This window comes from Salinisphaera sp. T5B8 (genome assembly GCF_040361255.1).
GTDB lineage: Bacteria > Pseudomonadota > Gammaproteobacteria > Nevskiales > Salinisphaeraceae > Salinisphaera.
In genome coordinates this window covers 64,900-83,645 of record NZ_APNG01000006.1, presented here as the reverse complement: position 1 = coordinate 83,645, position 18,746 = coordinate 64,900, and the positions used below count along the sequence as shown (strand labels likewise).

The window sequence follows — 18,746 nt, the reverse complement described above, 5'->3', positions numbered from 1 at the left end:
AAAAGGGCCGATCGGCGCAGGATGTGCGGCGTTGGTAGGCAGCTGAGCCGGTATCGAAGTGCACGTGAATTGTGCGCTGCGTCATTTGCGGTGCGTCGCTTGTTCTGGCGTTTTCTGTGCTGGGGCGTGCCTGGATCGGCCCCGGGCGCCGCGTATCCAGGCGCAGTGGGCGGGTGGTCACGGTTGGCCGTATCTGCATGAACGCGCGCGCCGGCCCAACGTTGCCGGCGCGCGCGTTCATAACAGGGTGCATCGTGTTTACACGCTGTATGCCGGCGTATGGTGGCCGTGCCCGGCCTCGGACGACCGGGTCGCACCCGTGGCCTGGCTGCTGGCCTGCCATTCGGCCGTGGTCACGTGGGCATGGGCATTACGGTCGCTGAGCTTGAACACGCTGATGATGCGGGCCAGGCGTGTGGCTTCCTGACTGAGCGAGTCGGAGGCGGCCGCGGATTCTTCCACGAGTGCGGCATTCTGCTGGGTCATTTCGTCGAGCTGCGATACCGCCTGATTGACCTCGAGAATAGCGGTGTTCTGCTCGTCGGCCGCGGTGGTGATTTCGCCGATGAGGCTGTTCACGATTGACCTGTTCGACGATGGCGTGAATCCGCTCGCCGGTCTGTTGGACCAGCGCTTCGCCGCTGGCGGTCTTTTCCACCGACGTGTCGATGAGGGTCTTGATCTCACGCGCGGCCTTGGTGCTGCGGTTGGCCAGGCTGCGTACCTCGTCGGCCACCACGGCGAAGCCACGCCCCTGTTCACCCGCACGCGCGGCTTCGACCGAGGCGTTGAGCGCGAGCAGGTTGGTCTGGAAGGCAATCGAGTCGATCACCGTGATGATGTTTTCGATTTCCTTCGCGGAATCGCTGATCTCGCGCATCGTGCGCACGACATCGCTCATCGATTCGCCGCCTTCCTGGGCCGCACGGGCCGCATCGGCGGACAGCGTTGCTGCATGGCGCGAGGTGTCGGCGGAGTTGGCCACCGTGCTAGTGAGTTCTTCCATGGCCGCCGCGGACTGTTGCAGGTTGGCCGCCGCGGTTTCGGTGCGCCGGGACAGATCCAGGCTGCCCGTGGACACTTCCCCGGAGGCGAGCTTCACGTTTTCGCCGCTGTCGCGGATATCGATCATCACGTTGTCGATCTTGTCGACAAAGGCGTTGAACTGGGTGGCCACGGTGGCCAGTTCGTTACGCCCGGATACCGGCAGTCGCTTGGTCAGGTCGCCGTCGCCGCTGGCGATTTCGCGCATGCGTTCGGCCAGCTGGCTGAGCGGGCCGGCGATACTGCGACCGACCATCCAGATCAGCGCCAGCCCGAGCAGGGCCACCAGCGCACTCACCAGAAGCATGCCGAAGGTATCGGTGGTGCGCTGATCGGCGAGATCGGCATTCAGGGTATTCAGATCGGCCATGACCGCAGCCACCGGCAGCTGCATGACCAGCGTCCACACCATGTCGGTGTTACCGATACGAATCGGGTGATAGAACTCGATCGTCTGGCCGTCGCTAGAGGTCGCACTCACTGTGGTGGTGTTGTCGTGCGCCTGGCTGAGACGTTCGAGCCCGTTGTCGTCCAGTACGTCGTTGGCGGGCGCCCCCAGTTTGGCTGCGTCACCGGTGTAGGCCACAAGCCGGCCGAGCGGGGCGACCAGGGCCATGCGGCCGGCGCCGTCGTAAAGCCCCTGATTGGACTGGGTGAGCAGGGTCTGGATGAAATCCACCGACACATCCGTACCGGCCACGCCCTTGAAGCGGCCATCGACCATGATCGGCACGCTGAATGTGGCGACCATGACGTCGGTGCCGCTGTAGTCGTAGATCGCCGGATCCACCACGCAGGTCTGGCCGGTTTCCTTCGAGCACAGATAGTACTCGCCGCGCCGGATGCCGGAGTCCAGCATCTTCTCGTTTTCCATGCCGGTAATATCGAGCGCGAGCACCTCGGCCACGCCCTGGTCATTCTTGAACGCCCAGGGCCGGAAACGGCCGCTGCCGTCGTAGCTCATGCTGTTGTTCTCGGGTACGACATAGGCAGCGTCGTCGCCGAAGGCGTTGGGTTCCCAGCCGATGAAGGCATCCAGCAGAAAGGCGTTCTTGGCCACGGCCTGGCGCACCAGGGCCGCCAGTTCGGGCCGGCCGAAGGCGAATGCCGTGGTCTGGCGGCCCGGGGCGACGGCAAGTTCGCTTGCGGCGGCCAGATCGCGGGCGATGCCGAGCGCCTGTTCGAGCTTGCGGTTGATCTGTTCGCCCTGGGCCTCGGCCATCGAGGCCAGACGCTCGTCGATGGCGCCCTCGAGTAGCGAACTGGTGCGCTGCTGTACGAACGTGCCGGTGCGTTCGGTGGCGACATAGTTATAGATCAGAAGCGCGGCGACCACACTCACCATGCAGGCGCCTGCGGCCAATACGACGAAATGCTTTATCGAGGAAAAATGCTTCATGCCCGGCCCGGTCGTTGAATATTGCGATGTGGCATAGCGCCAGGAGGCTTGGGTAAACATCCGATTCGACCCGGCGTATATCCTCAGCTAACGACAGGCGTTGGAATAACTTTAAAAATATCCGTCGGTAAAAATTCGCGGACGATCTGTCTTCTCATTGCAACAATTTGGTGCAGTGAGATGGCGTGGCTCAATACGGTTATTGCGTGTTTGTTGGCAGAGGTCGGCGTCCGCGTGGCGGGGCAGATGCCCGCGTTGGACAGGGCGCTTGCGCGCGGCCCGTTTTGTGCGGGGGCGCGATTCCAGGCGTTTTTGCACACGTATTAAACAGCACAGAGGCTGCACTTCGCGTGCTGGCGGCTGCGGTGCATCGGCGGCTAAAGCGTAGTGTTCGACTGCCTCTGCGCGGCCGGCGCTGGCAGGGGTGGAAATCGCGATTGTCAGGTCGCGGCCTGCGGTTTCGCGGCTGATGCTATCGGGCCGGGCTCACCCACCGGTCATCGCACAGGGTTTGTGCCAGCCAGTCGGCGACCACGCGCACGCGTGGCAGATAGGCCATGTCCTGATGAAGCACGAGCCAGAGCTCGCGGGTGGCGGTCTGGCCGCCCAGACAGACGAGTCCGGGCACGCTATCGCCCACGCAACGTGGCATTAGACAGCAGGCGTCGGTTGCTCGGGTGAGTTGCGCGAGAATGCCGTTGCGGTTGGCACGGGCGATGGTGTGGCGGTCGGGAAAATGCGTGGCGAGCCAGCGCTGTTCGGGCTTGTCGATGAATTCCTCGTTCAGATCGACCCAGGGCGCGGTATACGGGTCGGCATCGGCCGGTGTGGCATAGATGCCATAGGTGAGATCGCCCAGCCGGCGGGCATCGAAGGCACCGCCGGTAGGGCAGGCCAGACGCAGGGCGATATCGGCTTCGCGTTGGGCCACGCGCAGGTTGCGATTGCCGCCGATCAGATCCAGTCGCAGGCCGGGATGCTGGGCCAGCAGGTCGGGAACACGCGGTGCCACGGCATGTTCGAGCACGCCGTGCACGCCGGTTAGTCGCACCACGCCCGAGACTTCGCGCCGACCCGGCGGGCGCTGGGCATCGACCAGTGCGCCAGCGAGTTGATCTTCCATGGCGCGGGCAGTTGCTAGCAAAGGCGCGGCGCCGGCCGTGGCCTGCAGCGTCTGGCCGTCGCGGCGCAGCAGGGGATAGCCCAGATAGTCTTCGAGCCGCTGCAGCCGCCGCGCCACGGTGGTCTGATTGACGCCGAGTTCGCGTGCCGCGGCACTCATGGTCCCGCCTCTGCAGACCAGCGCGAATGTTTTCAGGCCTTCCCAGTCGAGTGTGCTCATGGGCATCTTGGTTGGTCTGGTTCTGCGTTTATGCAGAATATGCCTGCAAACTAACCGATTTTAATTGCGAATTGGCAGGCTCATGCTGTGCGCACACTTTCCAAGGAGCGCCGAAATGACCGCCCAGACCATGTTGCAAATTGCCGAGGCCAACCTCCCCACGGGCACGCCCAGGGATGCGGCGCTGATCGTGATCGATGCCCAGGAGGAATATCGCGAGGGTGCCTTGAAGCTGTCGGGGCTTGCGCCCGCACTCGCCAACGTTGCCCGCCTGATCGCCCACTGGCGCGAACAAAACGGCACGATCATTCATATTCGCCATCACGGTGAGCCGGGGGCTGCGATGTTCGATCCAGATGGCCCGTATGTATCGATCATGCCGGAAGTCGCGCCAGGCGAGGGCGAGCCGGTACTGGTAAAACATGTGCCCAGCGCCTTCGGCGGAACCGATCTGCAGGCCCGGCTCGAGGCACAGGGCATCGACCATGTGGTGCTCAGCGGCTTCATGAGCCATGTCTGTGTGTCGACCACTGCCCGCGTGGGTAACGAGCTGGGCTATCGGGTCACGATCGCCGATGACGCGGTCACCACCCGCGATCTGCCCGCCGCCGATGGGCAGGGCGTGCTCAAGGCTGCGGATCTGCATCGCGCAGAGATGACCATGCTCTCCGACATCTTCGCCCGGATCTTGCGCACCGAGACCATCCTCGCGGGCTGAGTCGGTGCGCGCTGCGCAACACGCCCCGTGCAAGTATGGCTCGTGTGCGGGGTGTTTCGACGCGATAGTGGCCGCGCCGGTAAACGGGCTATGCTCGCTCGACCGGCGCGCCGCGCCGGGCCAAACACGCGGGGTGGGCTATGCCATATCTGAGTTTTCATGTGTCCCAGGATGTGTCGCCGTCACAGGCCCAGGCGGTTGCCGACACGCTCACCGAGCTGACCGCCACGCTGCTCGGCAAAAAGCGTGAGCTGACCGCGGTCGAAATCACCTGTGCGACAGCCGGGCGCTGGTATGTGGGTGCACAGGATGTGGTCAGCCAGTCGCAGGTGGGCTTTTATCTGGAGATAAAAGTTACCGAAGGCACCAATACCAAGGGCGAAAAAGCGCAGTACATCGACGCGGTGTTTTCTGCCATGGCCGAGATCTTCGGCGACGTGGCCCCGGCCAGCTATATCGTCATCCACGAAGTGCATGCCGATGCCTGGGGTTATGCCGGCCAGACCCAGGAGTATCGCTATATCCGCGGTAAATCGCTATGAATCCTGCCTTCGTATAGGCGACCGGCCGGCCACGCTCAGCCGCGTTCGCGCCAGCGGCGCGGGTCCAGCCGGCCCTCGTACATAGGCAGCTCCAGGGCCGGGTCGTCTTCGCGCGACTGCGACCACAGCCGGTTGAGTCCGGCGGTGCCGAAGCGACGAACGCGGCTGACCTCGTCGAGGTTGAGCACGTCGGTGAGCGTGCCGGCCGTGGCCCCGGGCAGCTGTGCGCGCACACGGCCTTCCGGGTCGATGATGGCGCTTTCGCCCACACCGGCCGGCGTGCTCGCGTTCACGCTCACCATGAACACCTGATTGAAGATCGCATTCGCGCGAATGAGTACCTGCTCCTGGGCCCGGTCGCTGGTGGTGGTGGCCACCGGGTTGATGATCACCTCGGCGCCCAGCCAGGCCAGCTGACGACAGACTTCGGGAAACCAGATGTCGTAACAGATCGCCAGGCCGATACGCCCGACGCCCGGTATTTCGAACACGCTGAATTGCGAGCCGGGGCGATAGGGCTCGAACGGTCGCCAGGGGAAACACTTGCGATACGCGGCCACACATTCGCCCGCGGGCGAGAACACGGGCGCAGTGTTGTAGAGATGACCGTCCGCGCCACGCTCGCACAGGCTGCCCGGCTGCAACCAGATGCCCTGGCGACGCGCGATATCGCCAAGCGCGCGCATACGCGGGCCGTCGATGGGTTCGGCGGCGGCTTCGAGCTGGGCCTGGCGCTGTTCGGGCGTGCCCGCGCTCGGGCAGCAATGCATTTCCGGGTAGACCACCAGGCGCGGCGTGTCCTTATCCTCGGGCCCGAAATTGGGGCCGAAGTCGCTCAGATGCACCTGCAGCTGTTGCTCGAAACGGGCGGTATCGTCGGCATCGCGCATCGACTGCGCAGGCGCCTGGATCGCCAGTACGGGAAGAAAACGCGTCATGGATTGCTCCACTGCGGGCTCATTCAGCCTCGCTGAATTGCACTTGCGGCGGTTGCCGGGTAAAGCCGCGGGTGAGATAGGCCAGTTGCGCGACGCCCAGCGCCAGCCAGATCAGGCCCAAAACCACCGCATGGCTGTCGAGCTGGGTCAGCAGGGCGAGATTGACCAGCGCGCCGATGCCGGGAATCACAAGCCCGCCGATCACGCCGTAACGATCGCGTGTCGGCCGGTCGCGACGGTACATGAACAGCACCGATACGTTGACCATGGTAAAGGCGATGAACGCACCGAAGTTGATGAACGAGGCCGCCGAAAGCACGTCCAGGAATACGGCCACGATGCCGATTGCCCCGGTCAGCACGATATTGAATACCGGCGTATGAAAGTTCGGATGCAAGGCGCCGAACAGCCGCCGCGGCAGCACGGCGTCGCGACCCATGGCATAGAGCAGGCGCGAGGCGCTGGCCTGGGCAGCGATGCCCGAGGTGAACTGGGCCAGGACCATGCCGGCCAGAAAGATCGCCCCGAACAGGTCGGCGCCGATGGTGCGCGCGATCTCGAAGGCGGCGGAGTCGGTATCGTTGAAATTCGCGCCCGGGTGGACCAGCTGGGTGGTATAGCCGACGGCCACATAGATACCGCCGCCGATGAGCGCGGTCAGCAGGATCGCGCGCGGGATATTGCGGCGCGGCTCGATGGTTTCCTCGGTGAGCGTGGTGACCGCATCAAAGCCCAGAAAGGAATAGGCCGCGATGGCCGCGCCCGCGGCGATGCTCGACATGCTCGACTGGTCGTTGAAAAACGGCGTGGTGCTCAACAGCGCATCGGCACCGTCGACGGCGAATACATGGCGCAGCGACAGCAGCACGAAAAATGCGATGACCAGCACCTGAAACACCATCAGCAGCGAGTTCACCCGCGCGGCGAGCTTGATCCCGTAGGCATTGAGCGCGGTGGTCAGACCGATGAAGCCCAGCAGGAACACCCAGCTCGGCACCTCCGGGAAGCGCGCGTTCAGATAGGCGGCGCCGATGAGCCAGATCACCATCGGCAGGAAGAAATAATCCAGCAGTACGCCCCAGCCGACCATGAAGCCCACGCGGTCGTCGATAGCGTTGCGCACGTAGGTGTAGGCCGATCCGGACGCCGGAAAGCGCCGCGACATGATGCCGTAGCTGTAGGCCGTAAACAGCATGGCCAGCGTGGTCAGCAGATAGGCCGTGGGCACCGCGCCGTGGGTGGCATCGGCGACCACACCGAAGGTGCCGAGCACGATCAGCGGTGTCATGTAGGCCAGGCCGAACAGGACGACGGCCTTGAGCGTCAGGGTGCGTTCGAGTTGTGTATCGGTTTGTGACATGTCAGTTGGTATGCGTGATTGTCCGGCGCGGCAACGAAGCGTTAACCTCGCGCGCCGGCGGGTCTGCGGTTGGCAGAACCCGTCCAAACCATGCCCGAGGCGCGATACACCGCTTTTGCAGATGGTCGGCGACGATCGATCCCAGGCCCCCTAAGATTCCTCAATGACCATAGCCACGGGACGCGGTAATCGTATATAACCCCTCGGGGGTACGTGATCGCGGCGCAGAGAGTGTTCAGGCATGCGTGATACGCACAGGCGGGCGGCTATCGCCACGGCGATACGCGCGCTGACAACGCCGCAGTTCATGCCGCGGTTTACGGCGCTTCTGCGCTGCGTGGCCGCATTCGACAACCTCATCGTCATCGCCTACTGCGGCGAGCAACGCCCGGAGGCGCTCTATCGCGAATATGTCGATCCGGTGGTCTATCTGCCGATGGATAGCGAATATTTGCAGGGCGCCTATCTGCTCGACCCGTTCTATCTGCAACACCGTGCGGGCCGCGATACGGGCGTGGAACGACTGGCCGATATTGCCCCGGATCGGTTTCGGCGCAGCGAGTACTACCGCAGCTACTATCGCCAGACCACGCTGATCGATGAAGTCGCTGTGTTTGCGCGGGTTTCGCCGGGGGTGACGCTCACGGCCTGCCTGGGCAAGGATCGATCGAGCGGTACCCGTTTTCTGCCACGCGAAATCAATGCGCTCAAGCGCTACGAAGCCACGCTCAGCGCGCTCATGGAAACCCACTGGCGCGACTACCAGCCAGCACCGGGCCAGCCGAAACAGGTGCTGCCGCTGAGTCGTCGCCTGCAACATGTGCTCTGGCGTGAGCACGGTATCCAGTTGAGTCCACGCCAGGCCGAAGTCGCGCTGTATATCCTGCGTGGGCATTCCTCGCGCTCCATCGCTCGGGCGCTGAATATCAGTGCCCAGACGGTGAAGGTGTTTCGACGCCAGCTCTATAGCCGATGTGCCGTGTCTTCCCAGGCGCAGTTGTTTGCCCTGTTGTTGCCTTTGTTGACGCGTCTGACCGACGCCCAGTGAGCGCGTCATCAACGAATGTCCTGGCGTCTGGTATAAAAAACGGGTCGCGATGGTTTCGGGCGGGGGATTACAGCCAGCGGCTAGCCAAAGGGGGAAGGACAATGGTCGACGAGGCGTCGCTCGAACCCGTATGCCGGGTCGGGCAAGCACAGCGCGTGAGCGCGGGCCAGGGCGGGGTCTGGTGGCGTGAGGCCATCGAGCTGTTGTCGGCTGATACCGAGCACTGGATCGTGGCAACGCTGATTCTGCTGGCCTGTGGCCTGCTGGTTGGTTTGGCGTGTGCCTTCGTGCCTTATATCGGCGACTTGCTGACCGGGCTGTTCGTGCCGGTATTTTCGGTCGGGCTGCTGTATCTGGCCTACCGGGTGACCTATGGCCATGCCCTGGTGTATCGCGATGTGCTCATCGGACTGCGCCAGCGCACCAAGGCACTCCTTCTGGCAGGCGCGGCCCAGGTCTCATTGCAGGTGATCGGGTCGCTGGCGCTGTTGATCGTGATCGGGATGTCGCAATCGAGCGTCACCATGGCCGATTTTCGAATGCCCGCCGAACAGGTCGATATTTCCGGATCGCTGGGGGTGATCTTGTTCTTGGTCATGCTGCTGGCCATGTTTTTCTATGTCGCGGCGACCTGGTTTCAGCCGGCGCTGGTGTTTTTCGGCGAGCGCGGACCGGTACAGGCACTCAAGCAGAGCCTGCATGCGGTTTTGATCAACTGGCGGGCATTCACGCTCTACGGCCTGGTCAGTGTTGGCCTGAGCATCGTGCTTGTTGCCGTCTTCGCGGTCCTGTTCTCGCTCATTAACCTGTGGCTGGGCGGGATGCTCGGTGTGCTGGCGCATATCCTGGTCGGCATTGCCGCGCTCGCCACCTCGCTGTTTTTCATCGCCTTGATGTCGTTGACGATCTATACCTCGTTTCGCGATATCTTCGGCCTGGAAGCCGATACGGGTTACGTGCTCTAGGCAAGTTGGGCGGCGCGGTAGTGCCCCTGGGCATCGCGGGCTAAAGTTTTTCCGTATCGCGGCCGATTGATCGTCATGGCGTATCAGTACCGTCGAGTGGTCGGATGTCGGAAATAACCCCCAGTGCAGCGAGTGGGGCGTTGTCGCATGCGGCGTCTCAGCCCCCAGTTGCGCCCTCGTCGCGTGGCGAAGAATCCACGACCGGCGCCACGCCGGCCCCCGTGCGGGTTGAACCCGTGGCCAAGACCGAGGCTTCGGCCGAGCAGGATTCGAAAGTCGGGCGGGTGCGTTCGCAGATCGAGGCGCTCGAACAACGACTGCGCTGGGAAATGCAGGCGCTCGAGGCCGCGCACACGGCTGAAGCGCGCGCGGCCAATGCGGTACTGGCCGGGGAAACCACGGACAAGCACAGCAGTTTGACCGCCGCCGTGCAATCGGCGCGCTCGCGTATCGCCGGCACCGAGGGTGAGCTGCAGGTCGCAAAAACCGAGTTGACCCAGTTGTTGATTGATTCGGGCCGGGATCTCGCCGGCAGTGCGGTCGACGTGCGGGTATAGACCGCCGGCGACCCCAAGTAGGCCCAGGGTTTTCGACAGCTGACGTGCTTAGGCGTCCAGCAGTTCGGGCAGCAAGCGCAGCACCTGCTTGGAAAAGCCCAGGCCGACATGGCTGCCCGTCACCCGGATATGCTCCACGTTGTCGCTGAAGCGATCAATACAGGCCTGCCAGGCCACCACGCCATCGGCTTCGCTATAGATGGCATGGACCGGGCGTTCGATGGGGCGGGTATAGCGTTCGAGGGTCGCGGCTTCGAGCGTATCCATCGACAGGCCGCGGCGTTCGTAGACATGGCTGACCGCGGTGTACTTGGGCCCGCCGACGACCGGACTGCCGAGCGTGACGACGCGGCTGACCAGCTCCGGATGCTCGCGGGCGATTTCGCGTGCGATATAGCCGCCCAGACTCCAGCCGACCAGGGCGATGGGCGTGTCCAGGCGGTCGACCAGCGACTGCAGACGCTCGATCACCCCTGGGGTCAGTTGCTCGACATCGCCGTGATTCTTGCCCTGGCCCCAATCCCAGGTACGAAAGCCGCAGCGGCGCAGGTAGCGGCGGATGAACCACATCGACGCCGGGCCGGCGCCCAGGCCGGGCAGCAGCATGACCGGCCGGCCCTGGCCGTCGATATCGCGCGGCAGGCGTTTGTACTGGGCCGGGTCGAGCGCGAGCCGAAGCGGCGTCAACAGCTCGCCCGCGAGCAGACGCCGGCTGGGCGGCATCATGCCGGTGCCGTAGCGACGCTGGAATTCGGTGGTGTTCATGCCTGCGAAGGACAATTGTTCGGCTGGATCATGGTCGGAGTGTAACCGCTGCACGGAACCACCGTGTCGGCTGCGCCCGCCGGGGTTTTGGCTATCGCCAGCCGGTCTGCCAGTGCTCGTCATCGTTCAGATCACGCCACGCGAGCGTAATCCGTCGTCGGGTCAGCACGGCTTCGAGCACGGCCTGGACCACGTGCTCGTGCTCGTCGCGCAGCAACTCGACGACGATGAAGTGTTTTTCTTTCGCCGTCGGCCGGGTCGCCGTCCACTTGCTGTGGTGCAGCTTGTCGGGATTGATACGATTCATGACGCTGTTCTACGCAGCCGCGCCGCTCGCCGACGCGTTCACGGTCCCGCGGCAGAGAAGCGGCGCAAACGCGATGTGCGTCTGAGCCGCCGGGCCAGCAGGACAGCGGCGACGCTCAGCCCCGCGATCAGGCCGATCCAGTAGCCATAGACGCCCAGGCCGGCAAACACGCCGTTCACGCCGCGCCCGAGCAGATTGCCCAGCCCCACGCCGACGCCCCAGTAGGAGACAAGCGTCACCGTCATGATGATGCGGGTGTCCTTGTAGCCGCGCAGTGCACCGGCCAAGCTCACCTGCAAGGCATCGGAAAACTGATAGAGCGTGGCGATGAGCAGCAGTTCGATGGCCAGACGCTGGACGGCGGCATTGCCCGTATACAGCGACACGGCGAACGGTCCGGCAAAGACCAGAATCAGGTCGATCACGAATGCGGCAATCAGCGCACAGGCCACGCCGTTGAAGGCCACGAAACGCGCGTGGCGCAGCTTGCCGCGCCCCAGCGCCTGGCCTACGCGCACGGTCAGGGCCATGCCCAGCGACAGCGGCAGCATGAACAGCACCGAGCTGAAATTCAGCGCCACGGTATGTGCAGCGATCACGATTTCGCCGTAGCCGGCCAGAAACAGCGCGATCAGCGTGAACAACGACACCTCGGCAAAGATCGCCACCCCCACCGGCAGGCCCACGCGCAGCAGTTCGCCGATCGGTGCCAGTGCCGGCCAGGAAAAAGCCTGGCCAAAGCGTGCGCGCCGATACGCCGGTGCAAGTTTGGTATAGACAAGCATGGCCAGAAACATCGACCACATGGAAATCGCGGTCGCGATACCGCAGCCGGCGGCCCCGCGTGCCGGTATGGCCTGAAGCGCCGCGGGCAGCCCGCTACCGAACAGGGCGGTCAGCCCATCGCCGCCGAAGATCAGTACATAGTTGGCTACGATGTTGACCGCCAGCCCCAGCAATGCGAACTGGAGCGAGGCACGGGTGTGGCCCAGCCCGTCGGAATAGAAACGCAGCGTTTCATACAGCGCGATCGCGGGCAGGCCGAACGCCACGCCCGCCAGATAACGCATGGCCAGCGGCAATACGTCGGCCGGTACCGACATCCAACCGAACACGGGCGCAGCGAGCGCGCGAATACCCAATGCACAGCACAGCCCGAGTGCGCCCGCCACCCACAGCGCCTGATGCACGGCCGGGCGGATATGCGCGAAACGGCGCGCGCCGACATGCTGGGCCACGATCGGCGTCAGCCCCATGAGCGTGCCGATCATGAACAGCACCAGCGGCAGCCATACGCTCGAGCCGAGTGACGCCGCCGCCAGGTCGGTCGCGCTGGCGTGGCCGGTCATGGCCACATCGACCGCGCCCATGCCCACCTGGGCGAGCTGGGCGCCCACGATCGGCAGCGCCAGCCGGATCAGGCGCGCGCTTTCGATACGGCGCAGTCTGGCGTGTCGAATCCTGAACAAAACAGCCTACCCCGGCGATACGAACCTGGGCCCGGTATCGGCAGATACCGGCCACGGCCGGCGATTCTAGCCTATCGCCTGCATCGGCCGGTGCTTACGTACGCGCCGATACCGCCGCCGCGTTTTTATTCGGATACAACACGGTTACGTCCTTCGCTTTTACCCCGGTAAAGGCGTTCATCGGCGCGGGCAAGCAGGCTGGACAGGTCGTCGCAAGCGGGGTCGAGTTCGGCAACGCCGAGCGTCACCGTGATCGCAATTTCCTGCCCGTTGTGTTCGCAGCGGGACTCGGCGGCCGCAGCGCGGACACGTTCGGCGGTACGGGTGGCTTCCGCAATATCGGTATGCGGCAGTAACAGCGCGAATTCTTCGCCGCCAAGCCGACAGGCCAGATCGCACTCCCGCAGCCCGTTATTCAGGCATTGGGCGAACGACACCAGCACCGCGTCGCCGGTTTCGTGGCCGTACTGGTCGTTGACGTGCTTGAAATGGTCGATGTCGATCAGCACCGCCGATAACGGCTTGCCATAACGTTTGGCCTGGGCCAGCTGGCGGGGGAATATTTCCGCCAGGCCGGCGCGATTGCACAGGTCGGTCAGCGGGTCGCGCAGCGCGAGCGCGCGCAGGCGCGCTTCGGCCTGCTCGCGGGTGACTTCGTAGGCATGCGACAAGCCGAAGATACACGCGGCACACAGCGCCACGTTGGCGATCCCGGCCACGGAATAGACGTTTTCGGTTTCCGCGAACTTGAAACCGAATATCACCAAAGCGATGGTCAGAAACGCGCCGGTGAACCAGAAACCGGCGCGACGGCCGAGCAACAGATAGGAAATCACCGGTATCAGAATCGGCCAGACGAATACTGTCGCCTGGGCGCGCCGGTACCAGCAGGCAAACATCATGGTGGTACAGAATGGCAGCAGATAGGCCAGTATCCAGCGCTGCAGATGCACCGTAGACGAACGTCTCACCAGCAGCAAAATGCCGGCGTAGGCAGCCATTGCAAGCTCCGCTACCGCCACCGGAAAGCTGCCGACGGTGATATTCACGCTGGCGAAGAAGATGCCGCAGCTGATGGTCAGCCAGAGCAGCGCTCGCAGTACCGCTTTTCGGTGCGGTGCATCCGTGGCCGGGCGCAAGGCGTTGCCGGGCTCGATCGGCGCCGGTTGAAATCGTTCGTTGTCTGCCGCTCGTTCTGCCATCGTGCTGCGTGTTCTCGGTCCCGGTCCCCGGGGCCGAGTTATAGCGCAAGCGGGCGACCCCCGCATCGAAAAGGGCCATGGTCGCTGCTCTGCTCAGGCGGGGCGAAAGCAAAACCCGCTGTCTTTATTGCTTTTGCTTTCAATCGATTGGTGGCGGCTGGTCGTGATGGTCAGTCCGGCTCAGCGCACATGGCGTAATAGGTCCGCGATCACGCCTTCGAGCTGGGCCAGCGAGCCACATTCGTTGACCTGATGGCAATGGGCCCGGTAGCGGCCCATGACCGAATCGCCCGTATCCCAGGCAACACGTGGCTCGGGGTTGAGCCAGATTACCCGCTGCGCGCGATCGTAGATCTGGCGCAGCAGATCGGTACGTGCCTCGCCTTCGTTGTTGCGGGCGTCGCCGAGGATGAGCACGGTCGAGCGCCGGTCTACGTCGGCGAGTGCAAGGCGCTGGAAATCGGCCCATGCCTGGCCGTAGTCGGTGCTGCCCTGGCCGTGTTCGGCGAGCGTGCGCGCCATGGCCTCGTCCAGATCATATTGCTTGAACAGCTCCGTGACCTCGGCCAGTTCCGAGCAGAAGGCAAAGGCCCGTACCTTTGGGAGTACATCGCCCAGGCTGTAGAGAAACATCAGCATGAAGCGCGCATACAGCGCGACCGAGCCGGAGACATCGCAGATCGCGAACACGCGTGGGCGTTCGATACGTTTTGTGCGCCAGGCCAGTTCGATGAGCGTGCCGTCGTGGCGCATGTTGCGGCGCACGGTACGCGCGACATCGAGCGTGCCGCGTTGTTTTACACGACGTTTACGTGAATGCGCAGCGGTGAGCTGACGGGCCATGCGCTCGATCGCACGGCGCATGAGCGCATCGTCGCGGCGCGAAATCGCCGCCAGGCGGGCGCGATAGAGCAGGCGTTCGCGCAGGCGCTCGCCCTGGGCATCGGCATGCAGCACGAACTGGTCTTCCACATGATCGCGAACCTGGGCACGCAGTTGCGCGTAGCGACGGCGTAATTCGGCAGCAAGCGCGCGCTCGTTATGCGCCTGTGCGGCCTCACCCGCGAGAACTTCGTCCATCAACGGCCCGCGGCCCATGCTGTCGAGAATGCGACGTGTGTAGAGACCCTGCTGGGTGAATACCTTGATATCTTCCAGCGCATGCCTGCGTGCGGCCTGCGCAATCGCCAGGGCCAGGGCGTTGCGGTCGTCGGCCATGAGCTGCTGGCCCAGCGGTGAGCGTGCGGGGGCGAATGACGGGTTGGGCGTGTTCGTGTGCGACTCGGATGACGCCGCGCCGTTGGCCGCGTCGTGCGCATCTTCGACGGGCTCGCCGCCGTTGCCACCGCCGCCGCCTGTGCCCGCTTGGCGGCCCTCGCTCGGGTTGTCGCCCGGCGCGATCTGCTGTTCGGGTTCGCTCGTATTGTCCGGCGCTTGATCGGTTGTCGCTGCGTGTGGGTCGGTGCTGCCGAAGTCGTCGAAGCGAAAGAAGCGCTCGAAACAGGTATCGAAGGCCTCGGCCTCGTCGGCGCTTTTTGCCAGCACCGCAGCCAGGGCGTGTTTGAGCCGCGCGCGCTCGTGCCAGCCAACGATTTCGGCGGCCCGGAATGCATCCAGGGTTTCGGCCGGCGACACACGCACATCGGCGGCACGCAGGGCGCGCACGAAATCGGTGAGCGTGCGCTGCACGGCTAGTCGACCACGGCTTGACGCATGAGCGTGGGCAGCTGCGATTGCACGGCCTCGACATCATCCTCGAACTTGAGCAGCACGTTCAGGGTGTCGCGGACCCAGGCCTCATCAAGCGAGTCGACATTGAGCAGCAGCAGCGTGCGTGCCCAGTCGATGGTTTCGCTGATCGCCGGGGTCTTGCGCAGCTCCAGCGCGCGCAGGCCCTGCACGAAGGCGACCAGCTGGCGGCGCAGCGCGGCGCTGACCTCGGGTACCCGGGTTGCGACGATCTGTTGTTCCAGCGCCGGTTCGGGGAAGGGGATATACAGATGCAGACAGCGGCGCTTGAGCGCGTCCGATACATCGCGGGTGTTGTTGGAGGTCAGAAACACGATCGGCGGCGTGCCGGCGGCGTGGATCGTGCCGATCTCGGGCACGGTAACCTGATAGTCCGAGAGCATTTCCAGCAGCAGGGCTTCGAATTCCTCGTCGGACTTGTCGATTTCGTCGAGCAGCAGCACGCTGCCTTCGGGCTCGCGCAGGGCCTTGAGCAGCGGCCGGGCTTCCAGGAAGTCTTCGGAGAAAAAGATGTCGTCGTAGCGATGCAGCTGGGCCACCGACTCGCGCAGTCCGCGCGCGCCGCCCAGCGCATCGTCGATCTTGTCCTTGAGCACCTGGATATAGAGCAGCTGCTTGCCGTATTTCCATTCGTAGAGCGCCTTGGCCTCGTCCAGGCCTTCGTAGCACTGCAGACGAATCAACGGCAGTTCGAGCATGGCGGCCACGGTCTTGGCCAGCTCGGTCTTGCCCACGCCGGGCGGGCCTTCCACGAGTACCGGTTTTTGCAGTTGCGCGGCGAGATAGACCACGGTCGCGATCCGGCTCGAGCCGATATAGCCGTGCGCGGCGAGCGCATCGCGGACGGCATCGACGCCGGTCAGGCTGTCGGCAGGCGAAAAAACAGGCGAGTCGGCCACGATGGCTCCGAGAGAAAACACAGGCAGGGCGTCATCATAGCGATGTGGCGCGTGCCGATCAGCGGCGACTGTCCAACGACGCTGCGGCGGGTAGCCTCCAGTGCTTGTCGATGGTGATGTCGCCGGCTTCGACGACTTCGACGGTGGTCGGGCGTCCGGCAATGCGCAGATAGCGCCCGTCGACGAGAAACGGGCCAAGCCGTGCGTTGGCCGGCTGATAATCCCAGAAGTGGTCGAATTCGGCGGGCAGCACGCTCAATGGCTGGTTATCCGCATCCAGTAAACGATAACGGCCGAGCAGCACACCGAGCGGCATCGCGGGGTCCGGCTGTTCGCCGGTCAGGCGTTGCAGGTCGATCAGCCACGGGCGTTTGCCCAGATCGTAGTCGGCTGTGTGCCACTGGCGAGCGCGACAACGCAGCCCCAGTTCGACCGCGCCCTCGGTATTGGCGGGGCCGCCGTCGTCGGCGATCAGGCGCCAGCGCAGGGTGGCCAGCATCTGGCGGTCGGCGCCATCCCCGAACGTCGGATATTCCTGGCGTATCACCTGCCAGCGTGCGCCCACCGGTTTGCCGTTCGGCGTGGTGGCCGAGAGGGTGCACAGCGCGCTTTGTTCGGGCGAGAGCGCGAATATCGGCGCACCGCTGTCTATGGCACGCGGCTTGAGTTTGTCGTCGGCAACGGCAGGCACCTGCTGCGCGCCATGGAGTTCAGTCGAAAGCCGCGACGGCACGAAATACAGGGGAACATGCACGCCCGGGCCGATATCCAGCGCGTTGTAGCGCGCCTTGTAGGGGATGAAGCGCACGGGCTTGGTCAAGGCCGGCTGGTCGGCCAGCACCCGGACGGCGACCGTTACGGCACCGGCCTTGGGGTCGATATGCAGGGGCAGCAAACGGGCACTGCCGTTGCCGAGGATCGTGGTGAACAGATCGCGTTCGCCGGGTCGTACCCAGTCGGGCCACAGGTCGTTGTTGCGCTCGGCGGCAAACGCGGGCGGTTCGCGTTCGAGCATCAGCGCGCTGAGGTAGTCGCGACGTCCGGAAAGTGTCAGCAGGTAGTTGTGCTCGCCTTGCGGGGTGAGCGTCGCGGTTATGCCGCTTTCGCCGTCGATGCGGATTGGGCCGTGATCGTCGGCTTGCAGGTCCAGGGTTAGGGTGTCGGTTGCGTCGATCGGATAATAGTCGGCCTTTGCGCTGATGGCGGCGATACGCTCGACGCGCTCGGCGACCTGCTCGAAACCCAGCGGCAGACGGCGGTTGCTCGTGTGCAGGTTGCCCGTATGGGTATCGGACCCGGTGCGCATATAACCGCCGGCCAGATCCAGGTCGATGGCCTGGTCGTTGTCATCGAGCGGGGTCAGGTCGCGGTATGCCAGTCGTCCAAAGCGGGGCTGCTTATCGCGCCATAGGGCATGGTCGAAATCCAGCTCGACACCCCAGGACCGATTGGCCTTGAAGCCGCCGACCGCGGTGGGGAAAACCTCGGCTTCGGTGAGCGCCGCGGGGGCGCTCGGGTCGTCCTCGTCGAGGGCGACGGCCGTGGTCGGGCGCGTATTGAACGTGATGTAAACCTGGCCCTGCGAAGACGAATCGTAGCGCGGCGCCTCGTAGTGGTGGCGCAGCGACTGTTCGGACCAGTCGGCCGGCGCCAGGGCGATGAGTTGGCGCACCGGTTCTTGTCGGCCGCCCATGGATGCGCTGCTTTCGTAGACAGCGGCCATGCGCTCGATCCAGCCGCTGCGGCGATCGATGACCAGATGTCCGGCCAGATGATCGCCGTCGACCGCGGGGGCGAGCGATACGAAGACATGCTCCGGGGTAACCGTCATTACGGTGAGTACAGCCGGCGGCAGCCCGGCGATGCTATCCAGGGTTAGTGTGCTGCCGGGCGTGGCCTCCAGTCCGGAAAACACGCCGGGTGCAACGAATTGACGCGGCAGCAGGCGGGCGAGGTCCGGGGCCTCGTCGGCCAGGGCCGAGGCCGCGGCGGTATCGCTCGCACGCGGCCAGTGTGCGCCAGCGCCCGTGGTCGGTAGCTGGAAACCGCTACGGAGCACGGCCAGAAGTTTTGGTGCCCGCGCATCGCTCCAGGCGCTGCAGTAGGCCCGGGTTCGTTTCTGGCCGCTCACGCACAGATTCAATGGCGTGATCGACATCGGCTGATCGGCGCCACCGGCGCGATAGCGCATCAGGCCTTCGGTTTCGAGCACCACATCGTTGGCGGTGGTTGCGCCGCGCATCTGGAATTCGGCGCGCGAGAACAGGCGGTAGGTGCGCGCATCGCCTTTCTCGGGAATAAAGGAAAGCTGTGTTTGTGACGTGCCGCAGCCCGCCATCAGCCATATCGACAGCGCAAGCAACGCCAGGAAACCGTATCGACGCATGGGGCGGGCACTCGTGAAGGGCAACGGGCGGCAAAGAATAACCATCCGCACGCGAA

General features: G+C 64.4%; 17 protein-coding genes. 5 read left to right on the top strand and 12 right to left on the bottom strand.

Annotation, left to right across the window (positions count from 1 at the left end):
* Positions 1-258: 258 nt before the first annotated feature.
* The 3 genes from T5B8_RS07145 to T5B8_RS07135 form a co-directional block, all read right to left on the bottom strand.
* The gene (locus tag T5B8_RS07145) at positions 259-393 is read right to left on the bottom strand and encodes a hypothetical protein (protein WP_353177465.1); all 135 of its coding nucleotides are present in this window, start codon (positions 391-393) and stop codon (positions 259-261) included.
* The gene (locus T5B8_RS07140) at positions 371-2,443 is read right to left on the bottom strand and encodes a methyl-accepting chemotaxis protein (RefSeq protein ID WP_353177464.1); all 2,073 of its coding nucleotides are present in this window, start codon (positions 2,441-2,443) and stop codon (positions 371-373) included. The genes T5B8_RS07145 and T5B8_RS07140 overlap by 23 nt, the downstream gene beginning before the upstream one ends.
* A 472-nt stretch (positions 2,444-2,915) precedes the next feature.
* Positions 2,916-3,785, bottom strand: a complete 870-nt coding sequence (locus tag T5B8_RS07135; RefSeq protein WP_353177463.1) for a LysR family transcriptional regulator — start codon at positions 3,783-3,785, stop codon at positions 2,916-2,918.
* A gap of 115 nt (positions 3,786-3,900) precedes the next feature.
* On the opposite strand from T5B8_RS07135, the gene T5B8_RS07130 reads away from it, so the two are divergent.
* Both T5B8_RS07130 and T5B8_RS07125 read left to right on the top strand, forming a co-directional pair.
* Entirely contained in the window at positions 3,901-4,503 is a 603-nt protein-coding gene (locus tag T5B8_RS07130; protein ID WP_353177462.1) for a cysteine hydrolase family protein, read from the top strand.
* 140 nt (positions 4,504-4,643) lie between these two features.
* Complete coding sequence (locus T5B8_RS07125; RefSeq protein ID WP_353177460.1) at positions 4,644-5,045, top strand: tautomerase family protein; 402 nt, start codon at positions 4,644-4,646, stop codon at positions 5,043-5,045.
* A gap of 35 nt (positions 5,046-5,080) precedes the next feature.
* Here T5B8_RS07125 and T5B8_RS07120 read toward each other — a convergent pair whose 3' ends face one another.
* Both T5B8_RS07120 and T5B8_RS07115 read right to left on the bottom strand, forming a co-directional pair.
* Complete coding sequence (locus tag T5B8_RS07120) at positions 5,081-5,983, bottom strand: carbon-nitrogen hydrolase family protein (protein WP_353177458.1); 903 nt, start codon at positions 5,981-5,983, stop codon at positions 5,081-5,083.
* 19 nt (positions 5,984-6,002) lie between these two features.
* Positions 6,003-7,343: an APC family permease gene (locus T5B8_RS07115; protein WP_353177456.1), complete on the bottom strand. Its 1,341-nt coding sequence runs from the start codon at positions 7,341-7,343 to the stop codon at positions 6,003-6,005.
* 241 nt (positions 7,344-7,584) lie between these two features.
* On the opposite strand from T5B8_RS07115, the gene T5B8_RS07110 reads away from it, so the two are divergent.
* The 3 genes from T5B8_RS07110 to T5B8_RS07100 all read left to right on the top strand — a co-directional run bounded on the left by T5B8_RS07110 (position 7,585) and on the right by T5B8_RS07100 (position 9,913).
* Positions 7,585-8,391 carry a helix-turn-helix transcriptional regulator gene (locus T5B8_RS07110; RefSeq protein ID WP_353177454.1) on the top strand — a complete coding sequence of 269 codons (807 nt, stop codon included), beginning with the start codon at positions 7,585-7,587 and terminating at the stop codon, positions 8,389-8,391.
* 101 nt (positions 8,392-8,492) lie between these two features.
* The gene (locus T5B8_RS07105) at positions 8,493-9,356 is read left to right on the top strand and encodes a BPSS1780 family membrane protein (RefSeq protein ID WP_353177453.1); all 864 of its coding nucleotides are present in this window, start codon (positions 8,493-8,495) and stop codon (positions 9,354-9,356) included.
* 236 nt (positions 9,357-9,592) lie between these two features.
* Entirely contained in the window at positions 9,593-9,913 is a 321-nt protein-coding gene (locus T5B8_RS07100; protein WP_353177451.1) for a hypothetical protein, read from the top strand.
* A 48-nt stretch (positions 9,914-9,961) separates the two neighbouring features.
* On the opposite strand, the gene T5B8_RS07095 is transcribed toward T5B8_RS07100, so the two are convergent.
* The 7 genes from T5B8_RS07095 to T5B8_RS07065 form a co-directional block, all read right to left on the bottom strand.
* A complete protein-coding gene (locus T5B8_RS07095) occupies positions 9,962-10,678 on the bottom strand; it encodes an alpha/beta fold hydrolase (protein WP_353177450.1) in 717 nt (238 codons plus the stop codon).
* Between the two features lie 91 nt (positions 10,679-10,769).
* Positions 10,770-10,985 (bottom strand): TIGR02450 family Trp-rich protein, encoded by a 216-nt coding sequence (locus tag T5B8_RS07090; protein ID WP_353177449.1) that lies wholly within the window; start codon positions 10,983-10,985, stop codon positions 10,770-10,772.
* 38 nt (positions 10,986-11,023) lie between these two features.
* Positions 11,024-12,454 (bottom strand): MATE family efflux transporter, encoded by a 1,431-nt coding sequence (locus tag T5B8_RS07085; protein WP_353177448.1) that lies wholly within the window; start codon positions 12,452-12,454, stop codon positions 11,024-11,026.
* Positions 12,455-12,579: 125 nt separating this feature from the next.
* Positions 12,580-13,656, bottom strand: a complete 1,077-nt coding sequence (locus T5B8_RS07080) for a GGDEF domain-containing protein (protein WP_353177446.1) — start codon at positions 13,654-13,656, stop codon at positions 12,580-12,582.
* Positions 13,657-13,836: 180 nt separating this feature from the next.
* Positions 13,837-15,345: a VWA domain-containing protein gene (locus tag T5B8_RS07075; protein WP_353177444.1), complete on the bottom strand. Its 1,509-nt coding sequence runs from the start codon at positions 15,343-15,345 to the stop codon at positions 13,837-13,839.
* A gap of 2 nt (positions 15,346-15,347) precedes the next feature.
* Entirely contained in the window at positions 15,348-16,304 is a 957-nt protein-coding gene (locus tag T5B8_RS07070) for an AAA family ATPase (protein ID WP_502950785.1), read from the bottom strand.
* 58 nt (positions 16,305-16,362) lie between these two features.
* A complete protein-coding gene (locus T5B8_RS07065; protein ID WP_353177442.1) occupies positions 16,363-18,690 on the bottom strand; it encodes a hypothetical protein in 2,328 nt (775 codons plus the stop codon).
* Between the last annotated feature and the right edge of the window lie 56 nt (positions 18,691-18,746).